Origin of the sequence: Allobosea psychrotolerans (genome assembly GCF_002917105.1) — a bacterium.
Lineage (GTDB): Bacteria > Pseudomonadota > Alphaproteobacteria > Rhizobiales > Beijerinckiaceae > Allobosea > Allobosea psychrotolerans.
The window spans coordinates 188,748-213,782 of record NZ_PQFZ01000005.1; the positions used below are offsets into that span (position 1 = coordinate 188,748).

The following is a 25,035-nucleotide window of genomic DNA, read 5'->3' on the forward strand; positions in this document are numbered from 1 at the left end:
CCGAATTAACCATCCTGAACTGGCACGGTCCCTGCTTCATCTGCGTAAGGCATGCGCTTTCGCATGCAGCTGTCGCTTCGTCACGACAGCGTCAACCATTGCGTCTGGGCACGGAGCATATGATGCCGGGCTGGCCACATCCGAACGAGGCGGAGCTGTTGGAGGGGATCGAGCTGGTCTCGACCGACCTGTTCGACACCTTGCTGTTGCGCACGCCGCGCTCGGAGCGCGCGCGTATCGTCGGCGGCGAACGCATCTTCGCTCGCAGGCTGACCGAACAGGGCCTGCCGGTTTCGGAGAGCTGGCTGGTCGAAGCGCGTCTGGAGGCGCAGCGGCTGGCCTATCGCGCGCTCGACATGGCCGAGCACGATGGCGAGGTCATGCTGCGCGACGTCATCGCGCGCCAGCTCGCCATTCTCGGCTTGCCCAAGACGCGAATGGCCACCCTGTGCGAGACGCGGCTCGCGATCGAGCTCGACATTGAAAAGGCATCGCTACGCCCTAACCTGCAACTCGCAGCACTGCTGCGCCGCTGCCGCGGAGAAGGCCGGCGCGTCATCGCGATCAGCGACATCGGACTGCCGACTTCGGTGCTCGGCGCGTTGGTCAGCCATTTTCATGGCCCTGAGCTGCTCGACCGGATCTATTCCAGCGCCGATCTCGGCCTGACCAAGCGGCGTGGCGAGCTCTTCCATGCCGTCCTTGCGGCAGAAGGGGTCGATGCCGGGCGGACCTTGCATATCGGCGACGATCGGCTCGCCGACCACGTCGTACCGTCCTCTCTCGGCCTGCGCACGCTCCACGTCCCGCGCCCGAAGCTGAAGCGTCACCTGTCGCGCCTTCACGGCGGGGCGAGCGAACTCGGCCGCATCATCCGAAGGCGACGGGCCCAAGCCGGCAGGCCAGCTGGCCATGCTCGCGATCCCCATGCGTTCGGGCGCGAGGTCCTGGGTCCGATCGTGGCCGAGTTCTGCCTGGCTATCTGGCTCTACGCCGACGAGGCCCGCAAGCGCGGCGACGCGGCCCTGCTGTTCTGCGCGCGCGGCGGGCTCGGCATACGGGCGGCGTTCGAGCGGGTCGCCGAGCGGCTGAACCTGCCGCTCGCAATGCCGCGCGAGAACCTGATGATTTCGCGCTTGGTTGCGGCAAGAGCGGCCATCATGGTCCGCAGCCCGGCGGCGCTCGACGAACTCGGGCGCGAATTCCGCGGCAGCAGCTTCGCGGATGTCGCGACCGCGTTGGGTGGCGGTCGCTATGAGCTGCTCGAGTCATGGAACGAACGATTCGTGCCAGAGCGCTTCTTCGCCATGCTCGACAGGCCGGCCGGTGCAGCCGTCGCCGCCGACATCGACAGGCAAAACACGCTCTTCCAACGCCATCTTTCCGCAACCAGCTGCGGCGCAAAGCGGATCATCCTGTGCGACACGGGGCTTTACGGCAGCACCCAACGCCTGCTCGCAGTCGGCCTGCCGGATTTGAGCTTCGAGACCATCCAGCTCGCGCGCTGCAACTACAAGGGCCTCAGCGAAGAGCATTTTCCGCGCGTCGTCGGACTTGCCGTCGAGCGCAGCCGCTACAGCCCCCTCGCCGTCCGCTCGACCGTGCTGCGCTATTGGCAATTGATCGAGAGCCTGTTCGAGCCGGCGATTGCATCCGTGCGATCCTTCGCCGAAGGCGCAGACGGCGCGATCATCTGCAACTCCGGCGACATTGCCTTTGGGGCCGTCGATCCTGCCGCCGGCAATCCCCTTCTGTCCGGTGCCCTCGCCTATATCGACAACGTCGACAGCGGAACCGCGATCATGGCCGATGCGGCCCGCGCCTGGCCGCGGCTCAAGCAGGCCGTCACCCGGCCGGTCGAGGCCGACCTCGCGGCGCTGGCTATCGGCGAGCGCTCCGTCGATTTCGGCCGGACCGGCACTGTCGGAGATGGCGGCGCGCTGGCGGGCAGCGCGCTGTCGCGTCTGGCATCGATCCGCACTCAGCTTTGGCGCGAAGGCGCGATCGTACGAGCCTTTCCGCGCTCGCGTTTGCCGTTGCTGACGGCGGTCGAAGCCTTTCATGCGCTGCGCGGGCTCTCCACCGGTTTCCACCGCTGATGGGATGCCGTGCGATCCAGGCGTTTGCCAAAGCGCTCGCCGCAGGCCGTGATCTGTGGCTCGGCGCGCCGCACGGCTTCGAGGACGGATCGCCATGCTGGCAATGAAGGCCCTCCAGGGCGCTGGCTTGCTGGTAGCATCACGCTTCCTCGGCCGATTCATCGATTTCTTCACGCTGTTGATCATGGCGAGGATGCTGACGCCGGCGGATTTCGGTCTGACGGCGCTCGCCTTGTCCTGCGTCGCGATCGTCGACGTGGTGCTCGAGATTCCGGTGACGCAGGCGCTGGTCCGCCTGCCCCAAGTCGACAAGGCGCATCTCGACACCGGCTTCACGCTCGGCGCGCTGCGCGGCCTCGCAATCTCCCTGATTCTGCTCGCTGTCGCCTGGCCATTCGCCTGGATTAACGGCGATCCGCGGCTCGTCCCGGTCATTCTCGCGCTCGCCTTCGCACCGATCGCGCGCGGCCTCGCCAGCCCCGGCCTGGTCATGTTCATCCGCGAGCTCGGCTTCCTGCGCAATTTCCTGCTTGAGACCGGCGGCAAGCTCGCAGCCTTCGGCCTCGCCATCGCGACGCTCCTGCTCGGCGGCGGCTACTGGGCCCTGGTCGTCAATTTCGTCGCCGCGCCCGTCTTCAGCTGCGCAATCTCCTACCTGCTCGCGCCCTATCGGCCGGCGCTGTCGCTGTCCCGATTGGCGGATTTTGCCAGTTTCGTTGGTTGGTTTACCTGCTCCCAGTTCGTTTCAGCGGTGAACTGGCAGTTCGATCGCATCCTGCTCGGGCTCGGCGGCGCCAAGGAGACGCTCGGCCGCTATGCGGTCGCGGCCGACCTGTCGGTGATGCCGACCCAGAGCCTGATCGGGCCGGCGCTGCAACCGATCATGGCCGCGTTCGCCCGGATCAAGGCTGAGGATCAGCGCCTGCGGCTCGCCTTCCTCAAGGCGGCACGCTTCAGCATGCTCGCTTCAGCGCCTTGCAGCCTGGGAATCGCACTGACGTCGGATCTGATCGTCGAGGTCCTGCTCGGCCCGAAATGGCATGGCGCCGATTGGCTGCTGAGCCTGCTGTCGCTCTCGGTGATGGCGACGCCCTATTTCCAGACGCTGTATTCGCTGAGCCTGGCGCTCGGCCGGCCTGAGGTGATCTTCCGGCTCAATCTCTATGATCTCGCCATTCGCACTCCCGCCGTGATCATCGGCTTCCTGCAATGGGGCGCACCGGGCATGGCGGCCGCGCGGCTCGTCGCGGCTGCGATCATGGCGGTCTTCTTTCTGCGCTGGCTCCGCAGCCTGCTCTCCATCGGTATCGCCGAGCAGCTCCTCAATCTCTGGAAGATTGCCGTTGCGGCGGCCGTGATGACGGCCGGCGTGCTCGGCCTGCGTGGCATCATCACCCCTTGGCATCTGCCGGCGCCGGCCGAACTCGCACTCGTCGCGGCGCTCGGCGCGTTGCTCTACGGGCTGACCCTGCTCGCCTGCGGCATGTGGCTCGCGATCGGCGCCGGACGCCTGGAGCTCTCTGACCGTTGGTGGCGCTCACGGATTGGGGCCGACAAGCCTGGAGACGCTCGTGACCCGGAGACTTGACCATCTGGACGGGCTGCGCGGGGTTGCGGCAGTCGCGGTCGTGATCTTCCATCTGATGTCGGCGCTGACCCCGTGGCTGGTGCCGGAACAGCAGCCTGGCGCGCATTGGCTCGCCTATACGCCCCTTGCCGTTGCCTGGAACGGCACCTTCGCGGTGTCGGTGTTCTTCATCCTGAGCGGCTTCGTCGTGACCAACGCGACGCTGCGCAAATCTGACCCGATATGGATCGACGTCCCGATCCGCTATATGCGGCTTGCGATCCCGGCGACGGCCAGCACGCTTGCGGCCTGGCTCCTGCTGAGCGTTTTCCCGACCTCTGCAACGCAACTCGCCGCGCTCACCGGCAGCCGCTGGCTCGGTTGGACCTATCAGGGATCGATCCCTGGTCCGGCGGCGGCGATCTCCAACGGCATGGCCGGGGTCTTCCTGAGCGGCGGCTCGTTCTTCAACAATGTCCTGTGGACGATGCGGCCCGAGTTGCTGGGCTCGATCCTGTGCTTCGCGGCCTGCGCTTTTGCAGGACCGCGGTTCCGGCTCGCGATCACGCTCGGCAGCGCCGTGATCTTCATCGCGCTGCGGCGCTACGACTATGTCTGCTTTCCACTCGGCATCATTCTGCGCGAGGCCTGGGCTTCAGGACGATTACCATCGGCCCTCCCGATCTTCGCCATGCTGCTCGGTCTCGTGATCGGCTCGCAAAGCGGCGATGCGGCACAGCTGTTGGGCCTGGACTGGCTGCCGGAGGCCTTGAAGCCAGAGAAGAAGGGCGGCCTGCTCTATCCGATCGCCGCGACGCTCGTCGTCTACGGCTGCCTCCGCTCTCACTGGCTGGTAGCGGCTCTCTCGGGTCGGATCGGGCGATATCTCGGCGCGATCTCGTTCCCGCTGTACCTGATCCATGTGCCCTTCATCTATACGATCGTGGCGGAAGCTTGCATGCGCACAAACCTCGCTATTCCCGCGCGTGCCTGCCTTGTGACGGGAAGCCTCGTTCTGATGTTCGCCACGGCCCATGCTGCGGAGCGCTGGCTCGAGCGACCGTTTCTCGGCTTGCTCGGCCAATTGCGTGGACGACTGAGGGAGTTCAGGACCGGGCGCCGCAATGTCCGTGGCGCAGCCGGCTGAGAAGAGCTTTGCCTTGTCGCGACGAAGCTAGTCCCGGACCGGGCCGCGGAACCGCGGCGATGCGCTGCGGCCGCCTGCAGCCGCCATCACGACCTGCCACGATTGATCACGGTGCCGATGACGGTGATGCCGGCGCGCTGGAGGACACCGAGGGCGTCGTTCAATTCGTCATAGCTCGTCACGCCCTCGGCGGCGACGAGGACGACGATGTCAGCATGGGTGGCGAGCGCAACCGCATCGGAGGATTCGCCGAGTGGCGGCAGATCGATCAGCACCTCGCCACGCTGCCTTGCCTGCGCGATGACCAGCCCCGCACGCGGATCGCGGAAGTCGACGAAGCGGTTCAGCTCTGGCGTTGCCGAGCGGATAGGAAGCAGGCGGACCCCGTCAATATTGGCAAACACGGCCTGGACCGTGCTGCCGGAGGCGATCACGTCGGTCAGCGATGGTCCGGCGGGGCCACCATCCTCTCCACGCGCCGAAGATGCATCGGCGCTGAAAACGCTGACCCGCCGGCCACGATGATGGAGCAGCTGGGCCAGGTTCATCGTCAGCAGCGTAGCGCCGGCGCCCGCTCGCCAGGAGCCGATCGCCACGACTGGGCTGTCTTCGGAACGCCTCGTGGCCCAGGCGATCTCGATCGCCGTTGCCAGATCGCGGATTCCTGCCGCGAAGAAGCCGGCATGCTCGCGCGCCACCAGCATCGCGCTGTCGAAGGCCGAGGCGCGCCCCTGCCGGCGCCTGCCGGTGATCTCGGGAATGACGGCAAGGCAGGCCAGGCCGGTTTCGCGCGGGAGATCCTGGGGATGGCGGACGCGGCGATCGAAGACCGAGGCCAGCACCGCGACGAACACGCCGCCGAGCAGCCCGAAAACGCCTGCGAACGCCAAGATCAGGCTGCCGCGCGGAGCGGACGGGCCGAGCGGCGCCTGAGCCGCGCCGATGATCCGTGCATCGGCATCCGGGATCGGCTGCGCCGGCAGCGCACCGCTGCGGACGGCCGCATTGGCCGCTTGGACCTGGGCGGCGAGCGCATCCAGGCGGCCTTGCAGGAATTCGGCACCGCTGCGCGCAGCATCAGCCTTGAAGGCGACCGATTGCAGCAGATAGGCGGAGGCGGCAGCGTTGGCGATGCGGGCCGGCAATTCCGGATCGGTCGAGGAATAGGCGATCTCGAGCACATAAGACTGTCCGATGCGCCGCGCCGAGAAGCGCCGCGCGAAATTCTCGAAGGCGTTGCGCCGCGGATCGACGCGAAGCGAGGCTTCCGCGCCCGCCCGAGCCGCACCGGTCGCCGTGGTCCAGACACTGCGAAGGAAATCACGCGCTCGGCTGGTCAGCATCTGCAGCAACCCCGGGGGCTGCGGACCCAGCTCCGGATGGTCGCTCAAGGCCAGCGCATCGAAGACCGTGCTCAACAGGCGCTCCGAGCGGATCACCTGCAGTTCGCTGTCGGCAGCGTTCAGGTCGAGCGAACTCGGCGCGGCGACCTCGCGCGCCACACTCGGAACCTGCCGCCGCGGCTCGAGCAGCACGGTTGCAGCCGCGGTATAGGTCGGCGGCGTCGTTCGGACATAGGCCGCCGCCGCCGCAAGACAGAGTGCGACCCAGATCGCCAGCTTGCCCTTGTGACGCAGGCCAGCGGCGCCGATCCTGCGAAGCAAGGCGACCGGGCCATCATTGCTCTGTGACGTGAGGGGTTCCGGCTGGGGCAGGATCCGGAATGACGCGCGGGATGCGCCTGGCTTTCCCAACATCATCTGAACTTCCCCCTCGGCTGCAAGGCGGCGGCGCGCTCAGGCTGCAAGCGACCGCGCAGGATGTCGGCGATCCCCAGCAGGTTGCCCCTGAGACGGCCGCGACGATCGATGAACGGCTCGGGGCGCAGCGAGCGTCCGAGATTGCTCGACATGTTCCGGAAGAGATGGTCGGCGACCTGGCCGAGCGTCATCGTGCCCTTGCGCAGCATGTAGAGCGGATTGACGATCTGCGAGTACCCGAAGCGTTCGCCTGCCATGCGGCCGCCCTTGACGCCCATGTGGACGCCTATCGCGTCGGCGGACTTGACCAGACGCCCACCGCCCTGCCGTGCCAAAGCCGCCGCGAAATCACGGTCCTCGAGCCAGCCATAGAGCACCAGCCGCTCGTCGAAGCGCAGGTCTCCGATGCTGGCGAGGCGAAAGGCCATGTTGCATCCGTATGGGCTGTAGGGCTCGATCCAGGACCAGTCGCTCGGCGGCGGCGCGGCAACCAGCCTCATCGCCTCTGCAAGCGAGATGCCGGGGCCGGTCGCGCCGTCGGCCAGGACCCGGCCGGTGAAGGCGTCGATGCCGGCTTCGTCGCGGAACGTCTGGGCCGCCGTGGCCAGCCAGTCCTCATGGGCGACGAAGTCATCGTCGAAGAAGGCGACGATCTCGGTGCCGCGTGGCAGATGCGCGAGCGCCGTGTTGCGCTGCGCCGCCAGCCCGGCAGGGCCGGTCAGCACCACGACGTCGTTACGGCCCTGCAGGCCGCCGGCATCGGCCGGATCGATGCAGGAGACGATGATGCTGTCGGGCTTCAGCGTCTGATGGGCGAGCAGGTGCAGGACCGTCCCCGTCACCACCTCCGGCCGGCCACGGGTGGCAATGACAGCCGCGATGCGCGGGGCCGCCGTTGCGGGCAGCGTCGGCGCAGCGCGACGCATTTTCGGCGACTGCGCCAGATCCAGATAGCCCTCGGCGGTGCTGCGCCAGGAGAACAGCGGCAGGCGCCCGCGGCCGCGCTCGCTCAATTCCTGCCGCAGGGCCGCCGATTCCGCCAGCCTCCTGACATGCCCGACCCACGCGGCCGGGTCCGCCGGCGATGCGAGCAACGCGGCATCGCCGCAGACCTCGGGCATGCTGGCGCGATCGGACGAGACAACCGGGCAGCCGCGCGCCATCGCCTCGAGGATCGGCAGGCCGAACCCCTCGGTCCAGGACGGGAAGGCGAGACAGAGCGCGCGCTCGAGCAGGAAGGCGAGGTCGTCGTCGCTGACCCGCCCCAGCAGCTTGACATTGGCAGCCTGCGGAAGCCGCTCCTGCGCGAAGATGCCGCCGCCGCCTCCAGCGATGACGACGTCGAGGCCAAGCTCTGCCAGCTGCGGCGCGATCTTGACCAGGAGGGCGAGGTTTTTGTGGCGCCCACGCGAGCCCAAAGCGAGGACGAAGGGCCGCTCGGCGTCGGCCCGTGCCGCCAGCAGCCCCTGAGCCCGTTCCGACTTGGCAGGATCCCAGGCCAGCGCATGCTCGTGGCCATTCGGAAGCACGGCGATATCGGCGGCTCGAAGTGGCAGATGCCGCGCCAACTGCCGGGCCGAGGCCTGCGAGACGGTGGCGATCCGCGCGCTGCGGCGCGCCAGCAGCGGCTGCAACGCCCGGTAGGCCGTGCGAAAGCCGCAGCTATAGCTCTCAGGCGCGGTGAAGATGTTGGCGTCGTGGATGCAGACGATCTGGTCGCCCTTCATCACCGGCGCGGTATTGCAGAGGTTGAGGAGCCGCCCCGGCCAGAGCCGCGGCAGTTCGATCTGCTCCCAGCCATGCCCGCTCAATCGCCCGCTGCGGACGATGTCGATCGCCTGCAGCGCCATGACATCTGCGCCCGGTGGCGCGATCAAGGTGGCTTTCTGGCCGGCCGCGGCGAGGCTCGCATCGAGCGCCGCGACGACGTTGCGCGCGTAGCGCTGGACGCCGGTCGTGTCCTGCGACAGGAAGCGGCCGTTCACCGCGAAGCTCTCTGTCATAGCCTTGCTCCGGCGACCAAAGGGACAGGCCTGGGGACGTCCGAGGTTCGCGGCCTGATCGCCGCTGCCACCGCGGCCAGCATGCAGAAGAAGAAGCCTTGATCGATGACCGGGCCGACGAGGAGGTCGCCGATGAGCAGCCCGGCGTAGCCGTTGCGCGCGGCACCCGCGATGTCGGCCTCCAGGCTCCCCGGCTGGCCACGCGGACGCGCGAAGCATTCGAAGACGAAGACCGCGTAAAAGAACGCGCCAGGGATCCCGACGCTTGCGAGCAGCGCGACGGCGAAGCTCGAGGCACGGGCAGTGCCAAGCCCGACGCCGAGCCCCCAGCTATCCAGAAAGTTCTGGAAGGAGACGACATTCCAGGAGCTGCGCTCCACGCCGGAATCGGAACTCGCCTTGTTGAGCACGACGAGATCGACATAGCCGTAGACTTTCGCAGTCGCCTCCGGATCAAGCAGGAGCAGCAGGACCACTGCCAGCCCGATGACGGGCGCGCCGAGGACGAACATCGCGGCCTGGCGCCTGACGTTGCCCTGGACGAGCCGGGCGAAGGCAAAGCCGTAAAGCAAGAGCAGCATCATCGGCGCGCCGGCAAGCCCGGTCGAGGAGGTCGACAGGACGATCAGGACGAGCGACAACGCGGCGATCGTGCCGGTGAGCGCCGGGCGCACACCGCAGAGCCACAAGGTTCCGGTGAAGCCGAGCACGCCGAGCGTCGAGCGCGCGAAGACCGAGGCCTCGGTATATGAGCCGACGATCCGCTTCATGCCGGCGATCTCGGAGTCGGTGTGCAGCGTATAGCGGGCGTTGCGGATGAAGCCGAGGAGGTCTTGCGTTCCGGTGGCGTAGGTCGCGACGTCGAGGATGGCGAAGACAGTATTTGCGACGCAGCAGGCGAGAAGCGCGTTGAAGACGGCCGAGACGCCCTCACGCGTCGCGGCAATGGCCGTCAGTGTGACCAGACAAAGCAGGGTGGCGGAGAGATAGAGGCTCTGCGTGACATTGCTGGAGACCGGCGCCAACGGTACGGTCGAGCCCGTGTCGTCGAAGGCGGTGGTGCCGAGCGGGACGATCTCGGTCATGCCGGCGAAGACGCGCGGCATCAGGACGGCGCTGGCGACGCCATAGGCGACGAGGCAGGTGAACCAGAAGCCGGGTTCGTTTGGATGCAGCGCACGAATGGCGGCAGCGGCCTCGCGGCGGCGACTGAGGACGCCAAAGGCAAGAAACACCAGCATCACATGCCCGGGCTGGATGTTGGCGGCGCCGATGAGCATGGCTGCGGCCGCCCCGAGGACCGCCACGATCGCCAGCCCCTGGACGAGCGCGCCCGTGCCCACCATCAGGCAGACCAGCCCGATGAGGAGGGTCAGCACCCCGATCGGCTCGATGCTCATGGCGCCCGCGCCTTTCGCAGCGGTGACCTCCGCCCGCCTCCGCTCCGGTCGAGCCCGCCAGCCATGGTCATTCGGCCAAGACCAGCAGCGAATAGCCGCCGAGCACGCGCACCGTCAGATCGGGGTTGAGCGAGAAGCAGAACCGGCGCGGCAAGCGCATCAATCGGCTGCTCAGCGTCTGGTTCGGCAACTCCAGTCGGCTCGCCGTATAGGCGTGGTCGACGATTTTGTAGCCGCAATCGGCCAGGGTCGCGAGCGCGGTCTCCTTGAAGAAGTAATGCAGGTGACCGACATTTTCGCGCAGCTTGGTAATCGGCCAGCCGCGCAGCAGCGACTGGACGGAGAGATCGAGCGGGATGTGGAAGACCTTGTAGCGGCCTTTGCCGCGCAGCGCCTTGATGAAGGCAATGTAGTCCTCGACATGCTCGATCACGTCGGCAATCACGAGCAGATCGTAATCCGACGCGCCCTCTGCCGTGAAATCTCCGAGTGAGAAGGTGACCTTGTCGGTCTCCTTGTACTTGGCGCGCTGATAGGCGTGCGGCGAGATTTCATAGCCGTGGAAACGCGCCGTCGGAAAGGCCTTCGCCAGGTTGAACAGGATCTCGCCGGTCCCGCAGCCGACCTCGCACGCCTTATCGAAGCTGATCGCGTTCCTGCGCAGGATCGTCTCGATCTGCCGTGCCTTCCACGGCGAATCTTCCTCGTGCCAGCTCGGATTCAGATCGGCGTAGACTTCACTCTGATAAATCGTCTGCATCGGATTCTTTCCGGATATCGCGAGGGGACGGCGTCGATCACGCCAAACTCTGGACCAGGGCCGGGCGTTGCTGCGCCGCCGGCATGTTCATCGAGATCGTCCCGGCCAGCGGTTTGAGCAGCTGATTGATGTGGAGCCGCATCTGCTTCTCGAAGACTGCCGTCGAGAAATTGCGCGCATAGGCTGCGATCTCGCGCGGGTGCCAGGTGATCTCCCGCGCTCGCTCCTCGGCGGCGATGAGCGCGTCGACGCTCTGCTCATCGAAGAAGACGCCGCTCATGCCGTCGATCACCGTCTCGGTCGCGCCACCGCGGCGGAAGGCGATCACCGGCCGCCCGCTCGCCATGGCTTCGACCGGCACGATTCCGAAGTCTTCCTCGCCGGGGAAGATCAGGGCCCGGCAGCGCGAATAATGGTAGCGCAGCACGCTGAAAGGCTGCGGCCCGAGCACGGTCACGTTCGGCTTGGCGATGCGGCGCAGTTCGGCCAGCATCTCGCCGCCGCCGATCACCACCAGGCGCCGGCCGGTGCGGTTGAAGGCTTCGACCGCAAGCTCAGGCCGCTTGTAGCCGACGAGCTCACCGACCATCAGGCAATAATCCTCGATGAAGCCGTTCGGGAGCACTTCAAACGCATCGACGTCGACCGGAGGATGGATCACGGTCGAGGCGCGGCGATAGTAGCGGTGGAGCCGGGTGGCGACGGTCTCGGAGTTGGCGACGAAGTGATCGACGCGATTGGCCGAGACGCTGTCCCAGTTGCGTATGTAATGTGCCAGAACCGGCATGACGAAACGTGTGATCGGCCCGGAGCGCTTCCTGTATTCGTGGAACATGTTCCAGATGTAACGCATCGGCGAGTGGCAATAGCAGATGTGCATGGCGCCTGGCGGAGGCACGATGCCCTTGGCCGGTCCGGACTCGCTGGAGATGATCAGGTCGTAGCCGCGCAGGTCGAGCTGTTCGAGCGCCAAAGGCATAAGCGGCAAATAGCGCTGATAGAGCTTCGCTGCGCGCGGCAGCCGACCGATGAAGCTCGTCGTCACGTTGTGGCGCCGGATTTCGTCGGAGACTGCGTCGGGCACGTAGACATGGGTGAACACGTCGGCGTCCGGATACATCCGGCACAACGCCTCGATCACCTTCTCGCCGCCGCGCATCCCAACAAGCCAGTAGTGGACGATTGCGACTTTCATGGCCCGATGAACTCCAGGGAACCGACTTGGTCTGGGCGTGAATTTGCTTGGCAGGCTCGCGGCTCGGGACGGCCCTAACGACTGCCCTTCTGCATCAGCACCGCAGGTACCGTCTTCACCAGGATTTTGGCGTCGAGCAGAAGATGCCAGTCCGAGGCATATTGGCTGTCGAGCGAGATACGGGTGGCATAGGAGCAGTCGCTGCGGCCGCTGATCTGCCAGAGACCGGTGAGCCCCGGCGGGACCGAGAAGCAATGGGTGAAGGCCTCGCCATAGCGCTCGCGCTCGGCCGCCACGATCGGGCGCGGCCCGACGAAGCTCATATCGCCGGAGACGATGTTGAAGAGTTGCGGCAGTTCGTCGAGACTCGAGCGCCGCAGGAACGCGCCGACAGGCGTGATCCGCGGATCACGGGTCAGCTTCTGACTTTCAGCCCATTCCTGCGCTGCGGCCGGATCGGAGGCAAGCAGACTCTGGAGCGCTTCGTCGGCGTTTCTGACCATGGTGCGAAACTTCCAGCAGCGGAAGCTCTTGCCGCTGCGGCCGACCCTCGTCTGCCGGAAGAACGCAGGACCACCGTCACCCGCCCTGATCAAGCCGGCAATCAGAAGCATAAGCGGCGTCAACAGGAAGAGCAGAGCCACGGCTGCCGCAAGGTCGAATGCGCGCTTTACCGAAAACTTGTTGAGCTTGTATTCACCCCGCAATGCACGCAAGGGTAGAGAGAAGGACACCGGCAAATTTTGAGAGTCCGGAAATCGGCTCATTGCAGCACCCTACGCATAGATTGCATCTTAATATATTATTAACGCGAAACAAATACATAACAATAGGCTTTTTTGCGCTGCAGCATATTTGTTCATCGCACTTTAGAATCGGCCACGACTTGGGCGTTGTCAGTAATTTCCCTGACAAACTCTACGCGATTCCGCCCCTTTTCATGGCATTCCGGCGAGCGCGCCATCTACGTAAACAGGTCTGCGGCCGCGCCCGGTGACGCAGCTGGAGGTTCGACGGGACCGCCCTGATCAATCTGCGGAAATTATTCGATCGAGCTACTGAAACCACCCTTTGGTGATGGCGTACCGCACGATCTGTTGGCGGCTATCGATGCTCAGCTTATTGCTCGCGCGTGCCTTGTAGGTTTCGGCCGATTTGGTGGTGATACCGATACGCTCGGCTGCTTCGCGAATGCTGAACCCCAAGGCGATCAAGCGCAGAATTTCTTGCTCCCTATCGGTCAGGGCCGATCCGCGCGGCCTCTTCACTGGAGTCCGCACGGCGTCGGCGGCATCAAGATAGTGGCCGCCGCGAAGAACCGTTGCGATCGCCTTGCATATGACGGAGCCGGGCGACTGTTTCAGGACATAGCCGCGCGCGCCCAAGGCCAGCAGCTGATGGGCCCGCGCATTATCGAGTTCTTCCGCCACGACGAGCAGCCGTTGCGATGGAAGATCATTCAAAATGCCCGCGGCCACCGAGACGCCGCTGAAGCTCTCGCTCACGACCGCGACATCGGGAGCGGCCTTCTCGATGACTTGCGCGAGATGGGCAGATGAATGGGCTTCCCCTATCACGTCGAAATGAGGTTGCTCAGCCAGGCAGAATCGCAACCCCGCCAAGAAGATCGGGTGTTCGTCCGCGAGAAAAATACGAGCGGGCCGCTCGAATGGCAGCATAGGCCAACCTCCATATGGACAGGGGAGCCCGGGTACAGCCGATCGCAGATCGGCTGCAGATGTCCGCGATAGGCTAGTTCTGCGCCCCCGCAGCGGTCGGGGGCAGCGACGAAATGATCGATTTCAGCGAGGCCCGTTCCACCCTGACGACGTCGCCGGGCAGGATCGGCGACGTCTCCTCGATCGCGATCTCGTTGATCGTGCCACCTTGGCGTCGCTGAACGCTGAAGCGCATGCGCGCGAGCTGCTTCTCCTGCTGGTTCTGCAATCTCGGCGCGAGCGTGGTCGATTCCTGGATGAGCGCGCGCAGCGCCATGATCCTGTCATCCGTCTGCTTGAGTGACAGTTGCGTTTCGCGCAATTCGCGCCCGATATCGATCTCCCGTTGGTTCTCGAGATCAGACAGCGTCCGGTCGATCCGGCTGATCTCCTGTTTCGCCCTGGCCGTTGCGAGCATCAGGTCAAGCGCCTGACTCTCGGATTGCGCGAGATTCTGTTCGACGGCGAGCTGGCGCGGGCTCACTGCCAGCCCCTTGCTTACCAAGCTGTTGATATTGTTGAGTTCGCGCCGAATGAGATCCTGCTGACGCTGCTGTGTCACGGCCTTGGCGTCGAGCGTGCGCAACTCCTCTTCAAGCAGGGAGCGCATTTGCCGCAGGAGATCCCCCTGTGATCGGGCGGCCTTGCGGCGCGAGGCGAACAACGCGCTTTCCTCGCGCATCGCCTGAGCGGCGTCGTCGTTCAAACTCCGGCGGATGTCATCCGAGAAGGTAATCGCCTCGGCCTTGCGTATCTCTGCCAGAAGTCTGTCGCGACGCACTTGCAGGGCGAGCAATTGTGTCTGCTGCACATTGATTTCACCTTCGGCGACGATCGTTTCGCGCTCGAAGCGACCAAGCGCGAGCTCCGCGCGCTGGAATCCGCCGGCAATGGCGACCGCCTGCAGCGCAGTCATCGTCGGCCGGAAGGCGTATTCCCCGGGCTTCTCGACCGTCCCGACCACGTAGATCGGCCGGTACTGCGCGATCTCGACGGCTGCCGCCGGCGCATTCACAAGCCCGGCGGTGCCCTTCAGCCGTTCCGATATCAGCGCTGCAATCTCGGCGGGCGCCTTTCCATCGACCGAGAAAGTACCCACGACAGGCAGCGAGAGCATGCCGGTCGAACTGACGGCAAACTCGCCGCTGAGCGCCGACCATTCGAAAAGCTCGCGTGAGTTCGGCCTCCATTCCGAGACCTTGATCTTCAGCCGATCCTGCGCGGCGACACGGTACTCGAACTCGCTCGCGCTGACCTGCAGGTCGCCACCGGTGGCGAGAATCAGGGGCAGCGCCGCAACAAGCAGCGCCAGCGCTCGGCCAGAGGCTCGGGCGCATTTCAGCAAAAGACGGTTAGGGAGGGTGAGATACCTCACGAAACACTCCACTGCAGTGACTCCGACAGCTCCCAAGCAAATCCTTTGCCAGTTCGGCGCGGAGCGTTAGCGCGCCCTTAACCATGACGGCTCAGTCTCTTGGATATCCCTTGCGCCCCTGAAGCCTTTCGCGGGCCGGGGAGCGAAGCTATAGTCCCGAGCGATAGCGAGCCGCGAAAGCACGAGTGATGCTGATCGTCTTATTCTTGGCAGCCTTGGCCGGCGGGGCACTGACCCTCTGGCTGATGTGGGCCCATGGCTTGCTGGTGGCGTTGATCGCCACCGCTGTTGTCGCCAGCGCGATCGTCGCTGTCTTGGCTGTCGTTCTGACCGCCCTCAGATCTCGGGCCGTGACGAGCGACGAGCCGCGGCCGCGCGGCGTCCTCGATATCCTCGGGCCCCGCCCGCGGCGCTGATCGGCCGCGCGAGCGATTTTCTGGCACATGAATTGCTGATCGTCCCCGCAAGGGTGGTTGGCGCAATCGCGCTTCGGACCGCCGCCCGCCATTGCGATGGGAGACGGGGTAATGACGCTTCCGGCGCGGTTTCGTGGTTCGCATCGAGACTGCCAGACGGATCTCGACAGGCTCGGGCCGCTGTACCGGCAACTCGGGCAGGCCCTTGCCGGGATCGAACGCGAACGTACCGGGCTATCGGGCCGGCTCGATGAGGCCCGCACCCGCGCGGCAGCGTTGATGGGCAATGAGGACGGAATCTATTTTGACCGTGAACCGGCCGACGAGGCCAGGCTGGTCGAGGCAGAGGCGCAGATGATGGCGGCGTTCCGCCGGCTCGAAGAATTGCAGGCGCAAAGCGCGATGCTCACCGCCTGGCGCGCCGAGATCGAGGATTCGGGCGTTGGCGGCGCGTTGCGCCAGTGGGCGGGTTCGGGCGGATTGTCGACGTGGTTTCTGCGCATGGTGCGGGCGCGGATGGCGGCGATCAGGCGTCTCGCCCGCTTCTCCGGCTGGATGCTCCTGATCGTCATCGTCTACGCGACGGTGTCTGGCATCGAGCAGCGGCCATCGGTGTCGTGGCTGATGCCCGATGTCGAGCGCAGCCTTGCCTTCCTGTCCGCTGCGGCGGCGTTCGCGCTCGGCTATCCTCGGCAGCGGATTGCGATCTTCGCCATCGGCCTTGCCGCGGTCGTCACGCTGGAGTTCGCCCAGGCCTGGGTACCGACACGCCACGGCACCTTGCACGACGTCTTGGTCAAGGCCGTTGGACTTGGCCTCGGCCTGCTGCTCGTCTCTGGCTTGGAGCGGCTCAAACCATCTGTGAGGGCCTTGTGAAGCTCGCCCCCCCTACGCAGGCGTCGATAGTCCCCGCCGCGCCCTCCACCGTCGTGAATATCGCCGACACGATTGTACCCATCGTGCTCTGCGGCGGAGCAGGATCACGCCTTTGGCCCGCCTCGCGGGAAGCTTTTCCGAAACAGTTCATCTCGCTGCTTGGCGAGGAATCGCTGTTCCAGCAGACGCTCGGCCGAATCCGGCATCCGCTGTTTCGCGCCCCGGTGATCGTCACCCATGATGATTTCCGCTTCCTCGTACTGAGCCAGATGAAGCAGGTCGGGATGGCCGGCGAGATCCTGCTCGAGCCGGCACGCCGCGACTCCGGGCCCGCGATCGCCGCAGCCGTGAGTTTCGTCCAGAAGCGCGATCCACACGCGCTCTTGCTCGTGCTCGCTTCCGACCATTTGATCGGTGACCTCACAGCGTTCCGTGCCGCAGTCGAGACTGCCGCAGCAGCTGCCACCCAGGGCCGGATCGTGACGTTCGGCATCGTCCCCGACAAGCCCGCTACGGGCTATGGCTACATCCGGCCGGAACCGGGCAGCGAAGGCGCGCGCAAGGTGATGAGCTTCGTCGAAAAGCCCGATGCAGCAACGGCGGCGCGCTATCTCGACGAAGGCTATCTCTGGAACAGCGGGATGTTCGTGTTCCGCGCCGACAGCTTCATGACCGCACTCGCCAAGCACGAGCCGGCCATGGCGAGTGCGGCGATAGCAGCGGTGGCGGAAGCGCGCGAGGATATCGGCTTCCATCGCCTCGACGCAGAGCGTTTCGGCGCCGCGCCGCGCCAGTCGATCGACTACGCCGTGATGGAGCGGACCGAGCTGGCAAGTGTCGTACCCGCCTCTTTCGGCTGGTCGGATGTCGGCAGCTGGTCGAGCGTCTGGGAGGCTTCGGCGCGAGACGAGACCGGCAATGCCGGCGGTGAGAATGTCGAATTCGTCGACAGCCGCAATTGCTATGTCCAGAGCAGCGGCCCGCTCACCGTGCTGGTCGGCATCGAGGACGCCGTTGTCATCGTCGAGAATGATGCGGTGATGGTGACGAAGCGCGATCGCGCCGAAGAGGTCAAGAGCGCCTTCGAGCGGCTCAAGGCCGGCGGGCATCCGGCGGTCGTCAGCTCCCGCCGGGTCTATCGGCCATGGGGCTATTATCAGACGCTCGATCTCGGCGCTCGTTTCCAGGTCAAGCGCATCGTCGTCGATCCCGGCCAGAAGCTGTCCCTGCAAAGCCATCACCATCGTGCGGAGCATTGGGTCGTGGTCCGCGGCATCGCGGAGGTGACGCGCGACGACGAGACCATCCTCGTGCACGAGAACGAGTCGATCTATCTGCCGATCGGCTGCGTCCACCGGATGGCCAATCCTGGCAAGATCCTGCTCGAGATCATCGAGGTGCAGTCCGGCTCTTATCTCGGCGAGGACGACATCGTTCGCTACGAGGACATCTATCGCCGGGTGTGAGCAGCAGCCGCCATCGCGTCAGGATGCTCCGGCGAGTTCGGCGTTCACCGTGTCGAGCGACTGGCGCTCGACGCGCCCGTCGGCCGCGAGCAGGGCTCGTGCATGCGCATGCACGACCTTGTCGAGGCTGAAGCGATCGATGTAGTCGGCCCGATACTGCGCATGGCGGCGCTCGGACTCGGCATGGTCGCGGTAGTAAACCATCGCGGCGACGAAGCCTGCCATATCCCCCAGCGCGACGAGACGGCCGAGCCGCTCATCGATAATGATGTCGCTTGGTCCAAATTCGCAGTCGAAGGCGATCACGGGCAGCCCGAACCGCAGCGCCTCGCAAATGGCGAGCGACCAGCCTTCCCAGCGTGCGCCCGAGAGATAGATGTCGCTGCGCGAGAGCGGGATCGCCGGGCTTTCGGGGTGATGTTCGATCGTCACTTTACCGGCGAGTCCGAGCTCGTCGATCAAGGCACGGATCGCCGGCTCCTCTTCGCCATAGCCGACGAGGACCAGCTCGGCGCCCTCGCGTTTCTCGCAGAAGGCGGCGAAGACGCGCAGCAGGATGTCATAGCCCTTCTGGTAGGCGAAGCGGCCGACCGTGACGAAGCGGACCGGACTGCCCGGGGCTCGTGCCGGCACCGGCATGTCGAACGAGCGCACCGGATTGGGCACCCAGACATGTTCGATGCGACTCGGATAATCGGCCCGGAAGGCTTCGAGCTGGCGTGGCGACGTGCCGAAGATGCGCGCGAGCCGCGGCAGCACCAGGAATCGCATCGCCTCGAACAGCAGGCTCGCCTTGAGCGAGCGACGCTCGAGCCTGGGGTTTCCGTGAAGATAGAGGATGAAGCGGCGCCGGATGCCGAGGCAGCAGAGCCAGAACACCGCCGTCGGCTCGACCTGCGGCACGATCACGAGGTCGAATTGCCCATTGGCGATCGTTCGCCGGACCCGACGCAGCAGATCGAGCCGTCCCTCGGCGAAGCTCAGAATGACGGCGTATGGCCGCGGCTGGCCGATGATCTGCTCGAAGGGCGAGGTGTAGAGGACGGAGACCTCGAGATCCTGCTCATAATTGGTGGCCAATGCCGAGCAAATCGAGTCGGTGACGCGCTCAATGCCCGCGAACGACCGGGTCGGCGGCACGATGTAGAGAAGCCTGGTCTTCCTGCCCGACATCGCGCTCCCGATCGCCATCGTCCCAAGCCGCCGGCTGGTCGGCTCTGCGGTACAGCTCTTGCAATGTCCGCGCCAAGGAATGCCTGGCGTCCGGCAGTGCGCACCATGCCACGACTGCGCACGGCGCCGGGATCGAAGCTTTAGCGGAGCGGCGCATGACCGGCCCGACGTTCAAGATCGCGGTGATCATCAACTGCTACAACTACGCCGAATATGTCGAGCGCGCGATCCACAGCGTCCTTGCGCAGAACCGCAGCGATTGCGAACTCGTCGTCATAGATGACGGCTCGACGGACGCCTCGTGGGAGGTGATCAGCCGGACGGGGGTCACCGCCTACCGGATCGAGAATGGCGGCCAGCGCCGGGCCTGCGCCTTTGGCCTCGACCAGACGACGGCGCCGTTCGTGTTGTTCCTCGATGCCGATGACGAGCTCGTTCCCGGCGCGCTCGATACGATCATCCCACATCTGCAACCGTCGATCGCAAAGGTGCAATTCTGCCTGAGCCGCGTCGACGGCGGCAGCACCTCCCTGGGCTCGGCGGTTCCTGAACCCGAGCTGATCCGCGAGCCCGGCAACCTTCGGGAGCGTGTTCGCAGGACAGGCGTCTATGTCAGCCCGCCGACCTCCGGGAACGTGTTCAGGCGCGATCTCTGCGAATTGCTGCGCGAAGCCGAATATGACGATGCGGTCGACGGGATCATCATTCTCGCCGCCCCCTTCTTCGGTGAGATCGTATCCCTCCCGGTGGAGCTCGGGCTTTACCGTGTCCACGCCCGCAACATGTCGGGCGTGGGGCGCACGATCGACACTGGCAAGATCGAACAGCACATGAAGCGCTTCGAGCACCTGATCGACCACCTCAACTTGATCATGCCCAAGGATTCGAAATCGCGGCAACTCGATGTCAAGCGAACGTTCTTTTATCTGGAGAAGAAGCTGATCCTTGCCTCGATCAACGGAGACGCCAATCGTTATTTTCAACTTCCCCGTTTGATCGGGGTCGTCGCTCAAGAGTACTTCTCACTGCCCAAAAAACTCGTGCTCTCGCTGTTTCATATCCTCGTCGCCCTTCTGCCCGTCAGCATGTCGCGCCATCTCATCGAAATCCGCTTCCGCCCCGAGCAACGGTCAGTTGGCGCGCTCGCGAAGACGCTGATCGGCAATGGCAATTGAGTTCAGCTCTGCGCCTGGACGCTCGTCATTCTCCAGCAAGCAGACATTGCGCGAAGGGCCGCCAATCATTTGGGCGGCCAGGTGGAAACGAGACCGGTCAGTCCAGAATTCGCGCCCGACCGCGACCATTCGCGGTTGCCACGGCGGCGGCACAGCAATCATAAGGAGCGATGTTCAGCTTCTTCGATTCACTTGTTGATTCGACAGCATCGCCTCCGGGAGAGCCTCCCAACGGACTACGAACATTCTATTGGCATTTCATCCGTCAGGCGAAGGGCCTGTTCGCGGCGCTGTTCATGCTCGGCTTTGCCCTTGCCGTCGTTGACGCCGTGGTGCCTTATCTGATCGGGCGCCTCGTCTCGATCCTGTCGTCGGTCCCGCGCGAGCGCGTTTTCGACGCGGCCGGCCATCTGCTTGTGATCATGGCGGCGATCGTGCTCCTGTTGCGGCCGCTGGGCACGATCCTGTTTCGCCTGCTCGTGAACCACTCGATCGCCGTCTCTTTCACGACGCTGATCAACTGGCAGAATTACTGGCACGTCGTCCGCCAGCCGCTCGCCTTCTTTCATGACGACTTCGCCGGGCGCTTGGCCAACCGGGTCATGCAGACGGGCCGGCCGCTGCGGGATACGATCGTCTCCTTCGTTCGCGCGGTCTGGCAGATCCTCATTTTCGGCGCGACCGCGATCGGTCTTCTCGGCACGCAGGACATTCGCCTGGCCGCGCCGATGATGGCCTGGTTTCTGTTCTACGGCGCGCTCCTCGCCTACACGCTGCCGAAGGTGCAGCTCCGCTCGCGCGAGACCTCGGAGACGCGCTCGGCCATCTCCGGCAAGATCGTCGACACCTTCACCAACATGATGACTGTCAAGCTGTTCGGGCGCCGCAGCGATGACGACGCCTATATGCGCGACGGCTTCCAGCGCTTCCAGGCCGCTTTCGCCCGCCAGCAGCGGCTCAACACCGTCTATGTCTTCTGCCTGGTCTGCCTCAACGCGGTCCTGCTGGCGACGACGGGCGGTATCGGCGTCTGGCTGTTCTCGCAGGGACGCGTCGATGCCGGCACGCTGACGACCGCCATGCTCCTGACAACCCAGATCATCGCTATGTCAAATTGGGTGGCGTTCGAAATCGCAGGCATTTTCGAGAATATCGGCGTCGTGCAGGAAGGCATGAAGACGATCGCGCAGCCGCTGAGCCAGCTCGACCGGCCTGACGCGCTCCCGCTTGCGGCGCCCCATGGCGAGATCCGGTTCGAGGAGCTGCATTTTCACTACGCCCAGCCGCACCGCGTGGTGGACGGGCTGTCCTTGACCGTCGGCGCCGGTGAAAAGATCGGTCTGGTCGGGCGCTCGGGCGCGGGCAAGTCCACGCTCGTCAATCTGCTGCTGCGCTTCTACGAACCGCAATCGGGCCGCATCCTGATCGACGGCCAGGACATCGCCGGCGTCACCGAGGAATCGCTGCGCGCCCGGATCGCGTTGGTGGCCCAGGATTCATCACTCCTGCACCGCTCCATCGCCGAGAACATCCTCTACGCCCGCCACGACGCCGATGAGCAGATGATGCGTGACGCGGCCCGCAAGGCGCAAGCCGACAGCTTCATCGACAGGCTGGTGGACAGCAAGGGGCGCCACGGTTTCGAAGCCTTCGTCGGCGAGCGCGGCGTCAAGCTCTCCGGCGGACAGCGCCAGCGCATCGCCATTGCGCGGGTGATCCTGAAGGACGCCCCGATTCTCCTGCTCGACGAGGCGACGTCCTCCCTCGACTCGCAGGTCGAGGCCGCAATCCAGGATGCGCTCTCGGACCTCATGCGCGGGAAGACCGTCATCGCCATCGCGCATCGCCTCTCCACGCTGCAACTCATGGACCGGCTTGTGGTGATGGATGGCGGGCGCATCGTCGACCAAGGCTCCCATGCGGAGTTGCTCGATCGCGGCGGGCTCTACGCCGAGCTGTGGGCCCACCAATCCGGAGGCTTCATCGTGCCACAACGTCCGCAGGGTTCCCGGAAGCGGTAAATTCCCTGCCGGCGCAACGCCTGCCGGCTTGCAAGCGAGCCTTGTCCGGAAGCCGGTTTTCGTGGAGTCCGTAAAGGGCCAACCTTGGCCTCGACGCCGCCTCCGCCTGCCGATCGTCCCGCTCGATCGATGACTTTCCCGATGCCGGCAAGCGCCATGGACGGACACTGGAAGATCACCCGAAACCGGACGTTGCCAAGGGGCTCTCCTGACTTCGGCTCCCGCCCCGATCCAGTCAGAGGTGCATCGCTCGACATCACCGGTCACGATCGTTGCATGTGAAGCCTGAACGGTTGCAACTATAACAGTCTGCGAACCTTCGCGCTGGCTGCTTCGCAGCAGCTCAACAACGGACAGAGGTCTCGCGGAGCAGGATGAAGACCCTCATCGATTCCACCAATGCGCTGATCGGCGGAATGGCGGCGATACGCCGGCAATTCGGCGTGCCCGCGCAGTTTCCGCCCGCGGTCCTTGCGGCTGCGGAAACGGCTGCCCATCGCGCGCCGAGCGCGCATGTCGATCGCACGGACCAACCTTTCGTCACGCTCGACCCCGCGACCTCGACCGATCTCGACCAGGCCTTCACGATCGAGCGCAGCGGCAGCGACCTGCTGCTGCATTACGCCATCGCCGATGTCGCCTGGTTCGTCGACGATGGCGACGTGGTCGACCGGGAAGCCTGGCAGCGCGGCACGACGCTCTATCTGCCGGACGGCAAGGCCGGGCTGTATCCGCCGGTTCTCGCCGAGGGCGCAGCGAGCCTCCTGCCCGCTGTCCTGCGGCCGGCGGTGATCTTCACCACCCGGGTCGACACCGCTGGCAATGCCCATCTCGACGGCGCCGAACGGGCCGTCATCCGCAGCATCGCCAAGCTCGCCTATGACGGGGTCAAGGCGGCCGATCTGCCTGTCGATTTCGATGAGTTCGCCCGCCGTATCGAGGCTGCCGAGAGCCGGCGCGGCGCAGCGCGCGTGGACCCGCCGGAACAGGAGGTCGACGCTCTCGGCGACGGCCGCTACCAATTGGTCTTCCGCCCGCGCCTGCGCGCCGAGGATCAGAACGCCGCCCTGTCTCTGGCCAGCAATGTCGCCATCGCGGCCGCGCTGCTGGCGGCCCGGACCGGCCTGTTCCGGGTCATGCCGGAACCGGATCAAAAGGCCGTCCAGCGCCTGCGCCAGAGCGCACGTGCCCTGGGGTTGTCATGGCCGGACATGCAGTCGCTCGTCCAGTTCGAGAAGACGCTGAATCCCAACGACAGCAGCCACGCGGCCTTCATGCTGGCGGTGCGCAGGGCCAGCGGCGGTGCAGGCTATGTTCCTTATCGCGACGGCATCGTGCCCTGGCATGCGCCGATGGCGGCGACCTATGCGCACGCCTCGGCACCGCTGCGCCGCCTCGCAGATCGCTATGTGGTGCGCGCTGCGCTGGCGGTCGCGAACGGCCAGCCGGTGCCGCCGGCGGTGTCGGCCGCATTCGAGCAATTGCCCGCGGTGATGGCGCGGGCCGATGCGCGCGACGGGCAAATCGACCGAAACGTGATCGACCTCGCCGAAGCCCTGATGCTTCAGGGCAGCGAAGGAACCACGTTCGAGGCCGTTGTGACCGATGCGGACGAGCACGGCCTGCGCATCCAGCTCTGCGAGCTGCCCGTGGTCACGCGGGTTCACGGGCAAGGCGGCAAGCCGGGCGATCGGATCCGGGTCAAGCTGACATCCGCCGATCCCCTGCAACACACGGTCACCTTCGAGCGAGCAGGTTGAGGGCGATGACATTCCGAGAGCCCGTCCTGCAGCCGGTGAGGATCGCAGAGCTGCCTCGACCCAGATGACGCTCGGCGGCTTCAGGGCGGTCGAGGACAAGCGTCGGATCTGGCGCGATCGGGATGGCGGCGAGGCGCAGGGTTTCCCGGGGCGGCACACGATCCCGGTGATCAAGGGCCCAAGCATCGGCCTTACGTCCCCAGGGGGGCGACGGTCGTGGTGCTGCCAGCCTGAAGCAGGACGAAATGGGTGGGAGGGGGGCCGCTCACAACGCCCGCAGGGTTCCCGGAAGCGGTAAAAATCCTGGCCGGCGCAATTCCCGCCGGCTTGCAAGCGAGCCTGTCCGAAAGCCGGTTTTCGTGGAATCCACAAGAGGTGGGGAACTGAACGTCCCGTCAGCCGCCGCATTGGCCCGGATCGCGCCAGACGTGGACGTCAGCTTACTCGTGGCCTTCCAGACCGAACACACGACTATCATGGCACGCCTGACACCAGGAATGTTCGGCTGCCAGCAACTGCCGCCCGATCAGCCCAATCCCTCCTCAGCGAGCGCCCGGATGACGGAAGGCCTCACCTTCATACGATCGAAGTAGTTCCCCAGATTTTCCGGCAGCTCGATGCCGCTTCTCGGCGCAGCCATCAAGGCCCAGAAGAGGTAGCAATCAGCAATCGTGACCTCGTCGCTCAACAGGAACGACTGGTCGCCCATCTGGCCGGAGAGGATGGCGAAGGCCTTTCTAAGCTTTTCGCGGGCACGCACTTTCTCCGGCTCCGGGTAGTCCCTGAAGAACGGGTTATAGTTTCCATGGATTTCGGAGGACATGAAGGCGAGCGCTTCCAGCGTCCTCCACCTGAGGAGGCCGTCCTTGGGCAGGAGCTTGCCACTCCGTTCCGCAATGTAAGTCAGGATTGTCTGATTCTCGGTGAGGATTGTTCCGTCGTCCATCTCAAGTGTCGGGATGTAGCCCTTCGGATTGATCGACAGAAAATCGCGGCCGTCTTCTGTCTTTTTCTCGTGGTCGATGCTGAGGAGCTTGTAGGAAAGCCCGGCCTCGACGAGCGCGATGTGGTCGGCAAGGCTGCAGGCTGCGGGGTAATAGAAGAGGTTCATGGTGATCTCCGTG

Annotated in this window: 19 protein-coding genes; 9 read left to right on the forward strand and 10 right to left on the reverse strand. The window is 65.3% G+C overall.

What is annotated here, in order from left to right:
• Nucleotides 1-122 precede the first annotated feature (122 nt).
• The 3 genes from CYD53_RS11015 to CYD53_RS11025 all read left to right on the forward strand — a co-directional run bounded on the left by CYD53_RS11015 (nt 123) and on the right by CYD53_RS11025 (nt 4,813).
• Nucleotides 123-2,099, forward strand: coding sequence for an HAD family hydrolase (locus CYD53_RS11015; protein ID WP_103718302.1), 1,977 nt, complete (start codon nt 123-125; stop codon nt 2,097-2,099).
• A gap of 94 nt (nt 2,100-2,193) precedes the next feature.
• The gene (locus CYD53_RS11020) at nt 2,194-3,687 is read left to right on the forward strand and encodes an oligosaccharide flippase family protein (RefSeq protein ID WP_103718140.1); all 1,494 of its coding nucleotides are present in this window, start codon (nt 2,194-2,196) and stop codon (nt 3,685-3,687) included.
• Entirely contained in the window at nt 3,671-4,813 is a 1,143-nt protein-coding gene (locus CYD53_RS11025; RefSeq protein ID WP_181011812.1) for an acyltransferase family protein, read from the forward strand. Before CYD53_RS11020 ends, CYD53_RS11025 begins: the two co-directional genes overlap by 17 nt.
• 86 nt (nt 4,814-4,899) lie before the next feature.
• Here the strand turns inward: CYD53_RS11025 and CYD53_RS11030 are convergent, their stop codons facing one another.
• The 8 genes from CYD53_RS11030 to CYD53_RS11065 all read right to left on the reverse strand — a co-directional run bounded on the left by CYD53_RS11030 (nt 4,900) and on the right by CYD53_RS11065 (nt 15,024).
• On the reverse strand, nt 4,900-6,477 hold the full coding sequence (locus tag CYD53_RS11030) for a Wzz/FepE/Etk N-terminal domain-containing protein (protein ID WP_181011813.1): 1,578 nt from the start codon (nt 6,475-6,477) through the stop codon (nt 4,900-4,902).
• A 92-nt stretch (nt 6,478-6,569) separates the two neighbouring features.
• Nucleotides 6,570-8,576 (reverse strand): glycosyltransferase, encoded by a 2,007-nt coding sequence (locus CYD53_RS11035; protein ID WP_103718143.1) that lies wholly within the window; start codon nt 8,574-8,576, stop codon nt 6,570-6,572.
• The gene (locus CYD53_RS11040) at nt 8,573-9,976 is read right to left on the reverse strand and encodes a hypothetical protein (RefSeq protein ID WP_103718144.1); all 1,404 of its coding nucleotides are present in this window, start codon (nt 9,974-9,976) and stop codon (nt 8,573-8,575) included. Before CYD53_RS11040 ends, CYD53_RS11035 begins: the two co-directional genes overlap by 4 nt.
• Nucleotides 9,977-10,043: 67 nt before the next feature.
• On the reverse strand, nt 10,044-10,736 hold the full coding sequence (locus CYD53_RS11045; protein ID WP_103718145.1) for a class I SAM-dependent methyltransferase: 693 nt from the start codon (nt 10,734-10,736) through the stop codon (nt 10,044-10,046).
• A 37-nt stretch (nt 10,737-10,773) separates the two neighbouring features.
• Nucleotides 10,774-11,931, reverse strand: coding sequence for a glycosyltransferase (locus CYD53_RS11050; protein ID WP_103718146.1), 1,158 nt, complete (start codon nt 11,929-11,931; stop codon nt 10,774-10,776).
• Between the two features lie 74 nt (nt 11,932-12,005).
• Nucleotides 12,006-12,698, reverse strand: a complete 693-nt coding sequence (locus CYD53_RS11055; RefSeq protein WP_103718147.1) for a sugar transferase — start codon at nt 12,696-12,698, stop codon at nt 12,006-12,008.
• 288 nt (nt 12,699-12,986) lie between these two features.
• Nucleotides 12,987-13,610, reverse strand: a complete 624-nt coding sequence (locus CYD53_RS11060) for a LuxR C-terminal-related transcriptional regulator (RefSeq protein WP_103718148.1) — start codon at nt 13,608-13,610, stop codon at nt 12,987-12,989.
• A gap of 73 nt (nt 13,611-13,683) precedes the next feature.
• Nucleotides 13,684-15,024 carry a polysaccharide biosynthesis/export family protein gene (locus CYD53_RS11065; RefSeq protein ID WP_181011814.1) on the reverse strand — a complete coding sequence of 447 codons (1,341 nt, stop codon included), beginning with the start codon at nt 15,022-15,024 and terminating at the stop codon, nt 13,684-13,686.
• A 185-nt stretch (nt 15,025-15,209) separates the two neighbouring features.
• On the opposite strand from CYD53_RS11065, the gene CYD53_RS11070 reads away from it, so the two are divergent.
• The 3 genes from CYD53_RS11070 to CYD53_RS11080 all read left to right on the forward strand — a co-directional run bounded on the left by CYD53_RS11070 (nt 15,210) and on the right by CYD53_RS11080 (nt 17,782).
• Nucleotides 15,210-15,440: a hypothetical protein gene (locus tag CYD53_RS11070; protein WP_146055891.1), complete on the forward strand. Its 231-nt coding sequence runs from the start codon at nt 15,210-15,212 to the stop codon at nt 15,438-15,440.
• Nucleotides 15,441-15,551: 111 nt separating this feature from the next.
• Entirely contained in the window at nt 15,552-16,316 is a 765-nt protein-coding gene (locus CYD53_RS11075) for a hypothetical protein (protein ID WP_103718151.1), read from the forward strand.
• Nucleotides 16,313-17,782, forward strand: coding sequence for a mannose-1-phosphate guanylyltransferase/mannose-6-phosphate isomerase (locus CYD53_RS11080; protein WP_342751694.1), 1,470 nt, complete (start codon nt 16,313-16,315; stop codon nt 17,780-17,782). The genes CYD53_RS11075 and CYD53_RS11080 overlap by 4 nt, the downstream gene beginning before the upstream one ends.
• An 18-nt stretch (nt 17,783-17,800) precedes the next feature.
• Here the strand turns inward: CYD53_RS11080 and CYD53_RS11085 are convergent, their stop codons facing one another.
• A complete protein-coding gene (locus CYD53_RS11085) occupies nt 17,801-18,973 on the reverse strand; it encodes a glycosyltransferase (RefSeq protein ID WP_103718152.1) in 1,173 nt (390 codons plus the stop codon).
• 137 nt (nt 18,974-19,110) lie between these two features.
• Here CYD53_RS11085 and CYD53_RS11090 point away from each other — a divergent pair, with 137 nt between their 5' ends.
• The 3 genes from CYD53_RS11090 (at nt 19,111) to CYD53_RS11100 (ending at nt 23,911) form a co-directional block, all read left to right on the forward strand.
• Complete coding sequence (locus tag CYD53_RS11090; protein ID WP_103718153.1) at nt 19,111-20,130, forward strand: glycosyltransferase family 2 protein; 1,020 nt, start codon at nt 19,111-19,113, stop codon at nt 20,128-20,130.
• 296 nt (nt 20,131-20,426) lie between these two features.
• Nucleotides 20,427-22,151: an ABC transporter ATP-binding protein gene (locus tag CYD53_RS11095; RefSeq protein ID WP_342751695.1), complete on the forward strand. Its 1,725-nt coding sequence runs from the start codon at nt 20,427-20,429 to the stop codon at nt 22,149-22,151.
• Between the two features lie 374 nt (nt 22,152-22,525).
• Nucleotides 22,526-23,911 carry an RNB domain-containing ribonuclease gene (locus tag CYD53_RS11100; RefSeq protein WP_103718155.1) on the forward strand — a complete coding sequence of 462 codons (1,386 nt, stop codon included), beginning with the start codon at nt 22,526-22,528 and terminating at the stop codon, nt 23,909-23,911.
• A gap of 526 nt (nt 23,912-24,437) precedes the next feature.
• Here the strand turns inward: CYD53_RS11100 and CYD53_RS11105 are convergent.
• Nucleotides 24,438-25,022 carry a glutathione binding-like protein gene (locus CYD53_RS11105; RefSeq protein ID WP_103718156.1) on the reverse strand — a complete coding sequence of 195 codons (585 nt, stop codon included), beginning with the start codon at nt 25,020-25,022 and terminating at the stop codon, nt 24,438-24,440.
• Nucleotides 25,023-25,035: the final 13 nt, after the last annotated feature.

Coding starts and splice junctions, on each gene's coding strand:
- CYD53_RS11015 (WP_103718302.1), top strand. CDS start 123: ATGCCGGGCTGGCCACATCCGAACGAGGCGGAGCTGTTGGAGGGGATC.
- CYD53_RS11020 (WP_103718140.1), top strand. CDS start 2,194: ATGCTGGCAATGAAGGCCCTCCAGGGCGCTGGCTTGCTGGTAGCATCA.
- CYD53_RS11035 (WP_103718143.1), bottom strand. CDS start 8,576: ATGACAGAGAGCTTCGCGGTGAACGGCCGCTTCCTGTCGCAGGACACG.
- CYD53_RS11040 (WP_103718144.1), bottom strand. CDS start 9,976: ATGAGCATCGAGCCGATCGGGGTGCTGACCCTCCTCATCGGGCTGGTC.
- CYD53_RS11045 (WP_103718145.1), bottom strand. CDS start 10,736: ATGCAGACGATTTATCAGAGTGAAGTCTACGCCGATCTGAATCCGAGC.
- CYD53_RS11050 (WP_103718146.1), bottom strand. CDS start 11,931: ATGAAAGTCGCAATCGTCCACTACTGGCTTGTTGGGATGCGCGGCGGC.
- CYD53_RS11055 (WP_103718147.1), bottom strand. CDS start 12,698: ATGAGCCGATTTCCGGACTCTCAAAATTTGCCGGTGTCCTTCTCTCTA.
- CYD53_RS11060 (WP_103718148.1), bottom strand. CDS start 13,610: ATGCTGCCATTCGAGCGGCCCGCTCGTATTTTTCTCGCGGACGAACAC.
- CYD53_RS11075 (WP_103718151.1), top strand. CDS start 15,552: ATGACGCTTCCGGCGCGGTTTCGTGGTTCGCATCGAGACTGCCAGACG.
- CYD53_RS11085 (WP_103718152.1), bottom strand. CDS start 18,973: ATGGCGATCGGGAGCGCGATGTCGGGCAGGAAGACCAGGCTTCTCTAC.
- CYD53_RS11090 (WP_103718153.1), top strand. CDS start 19,111: ATGACCGGCCCGACGTTCAAGATCGCGGTGATCATCAACTGCTACAAC.
- CYD53_RS11095 (WP_342751695.1), top strand. CDS start 20,427: ATGCTCGGCTTTGCCCTTGCCGTCGTTGACGCCGTGGTGCCTTATCTG.
- CYD53_RS11100 (WP_103718155.1), top strand. CDS start 22,526: ATGAAGACCCTCATCGATTCCACCAATGCGCTGATCGGCGGAATGGCG.
- CYD53_RS11105 (WP_103718156.1), bottom strand. CDS start 25,022: ATGAACCTCTTCTATTACCCCGCAGCCTGCAGCCTTGCCGACCACATC.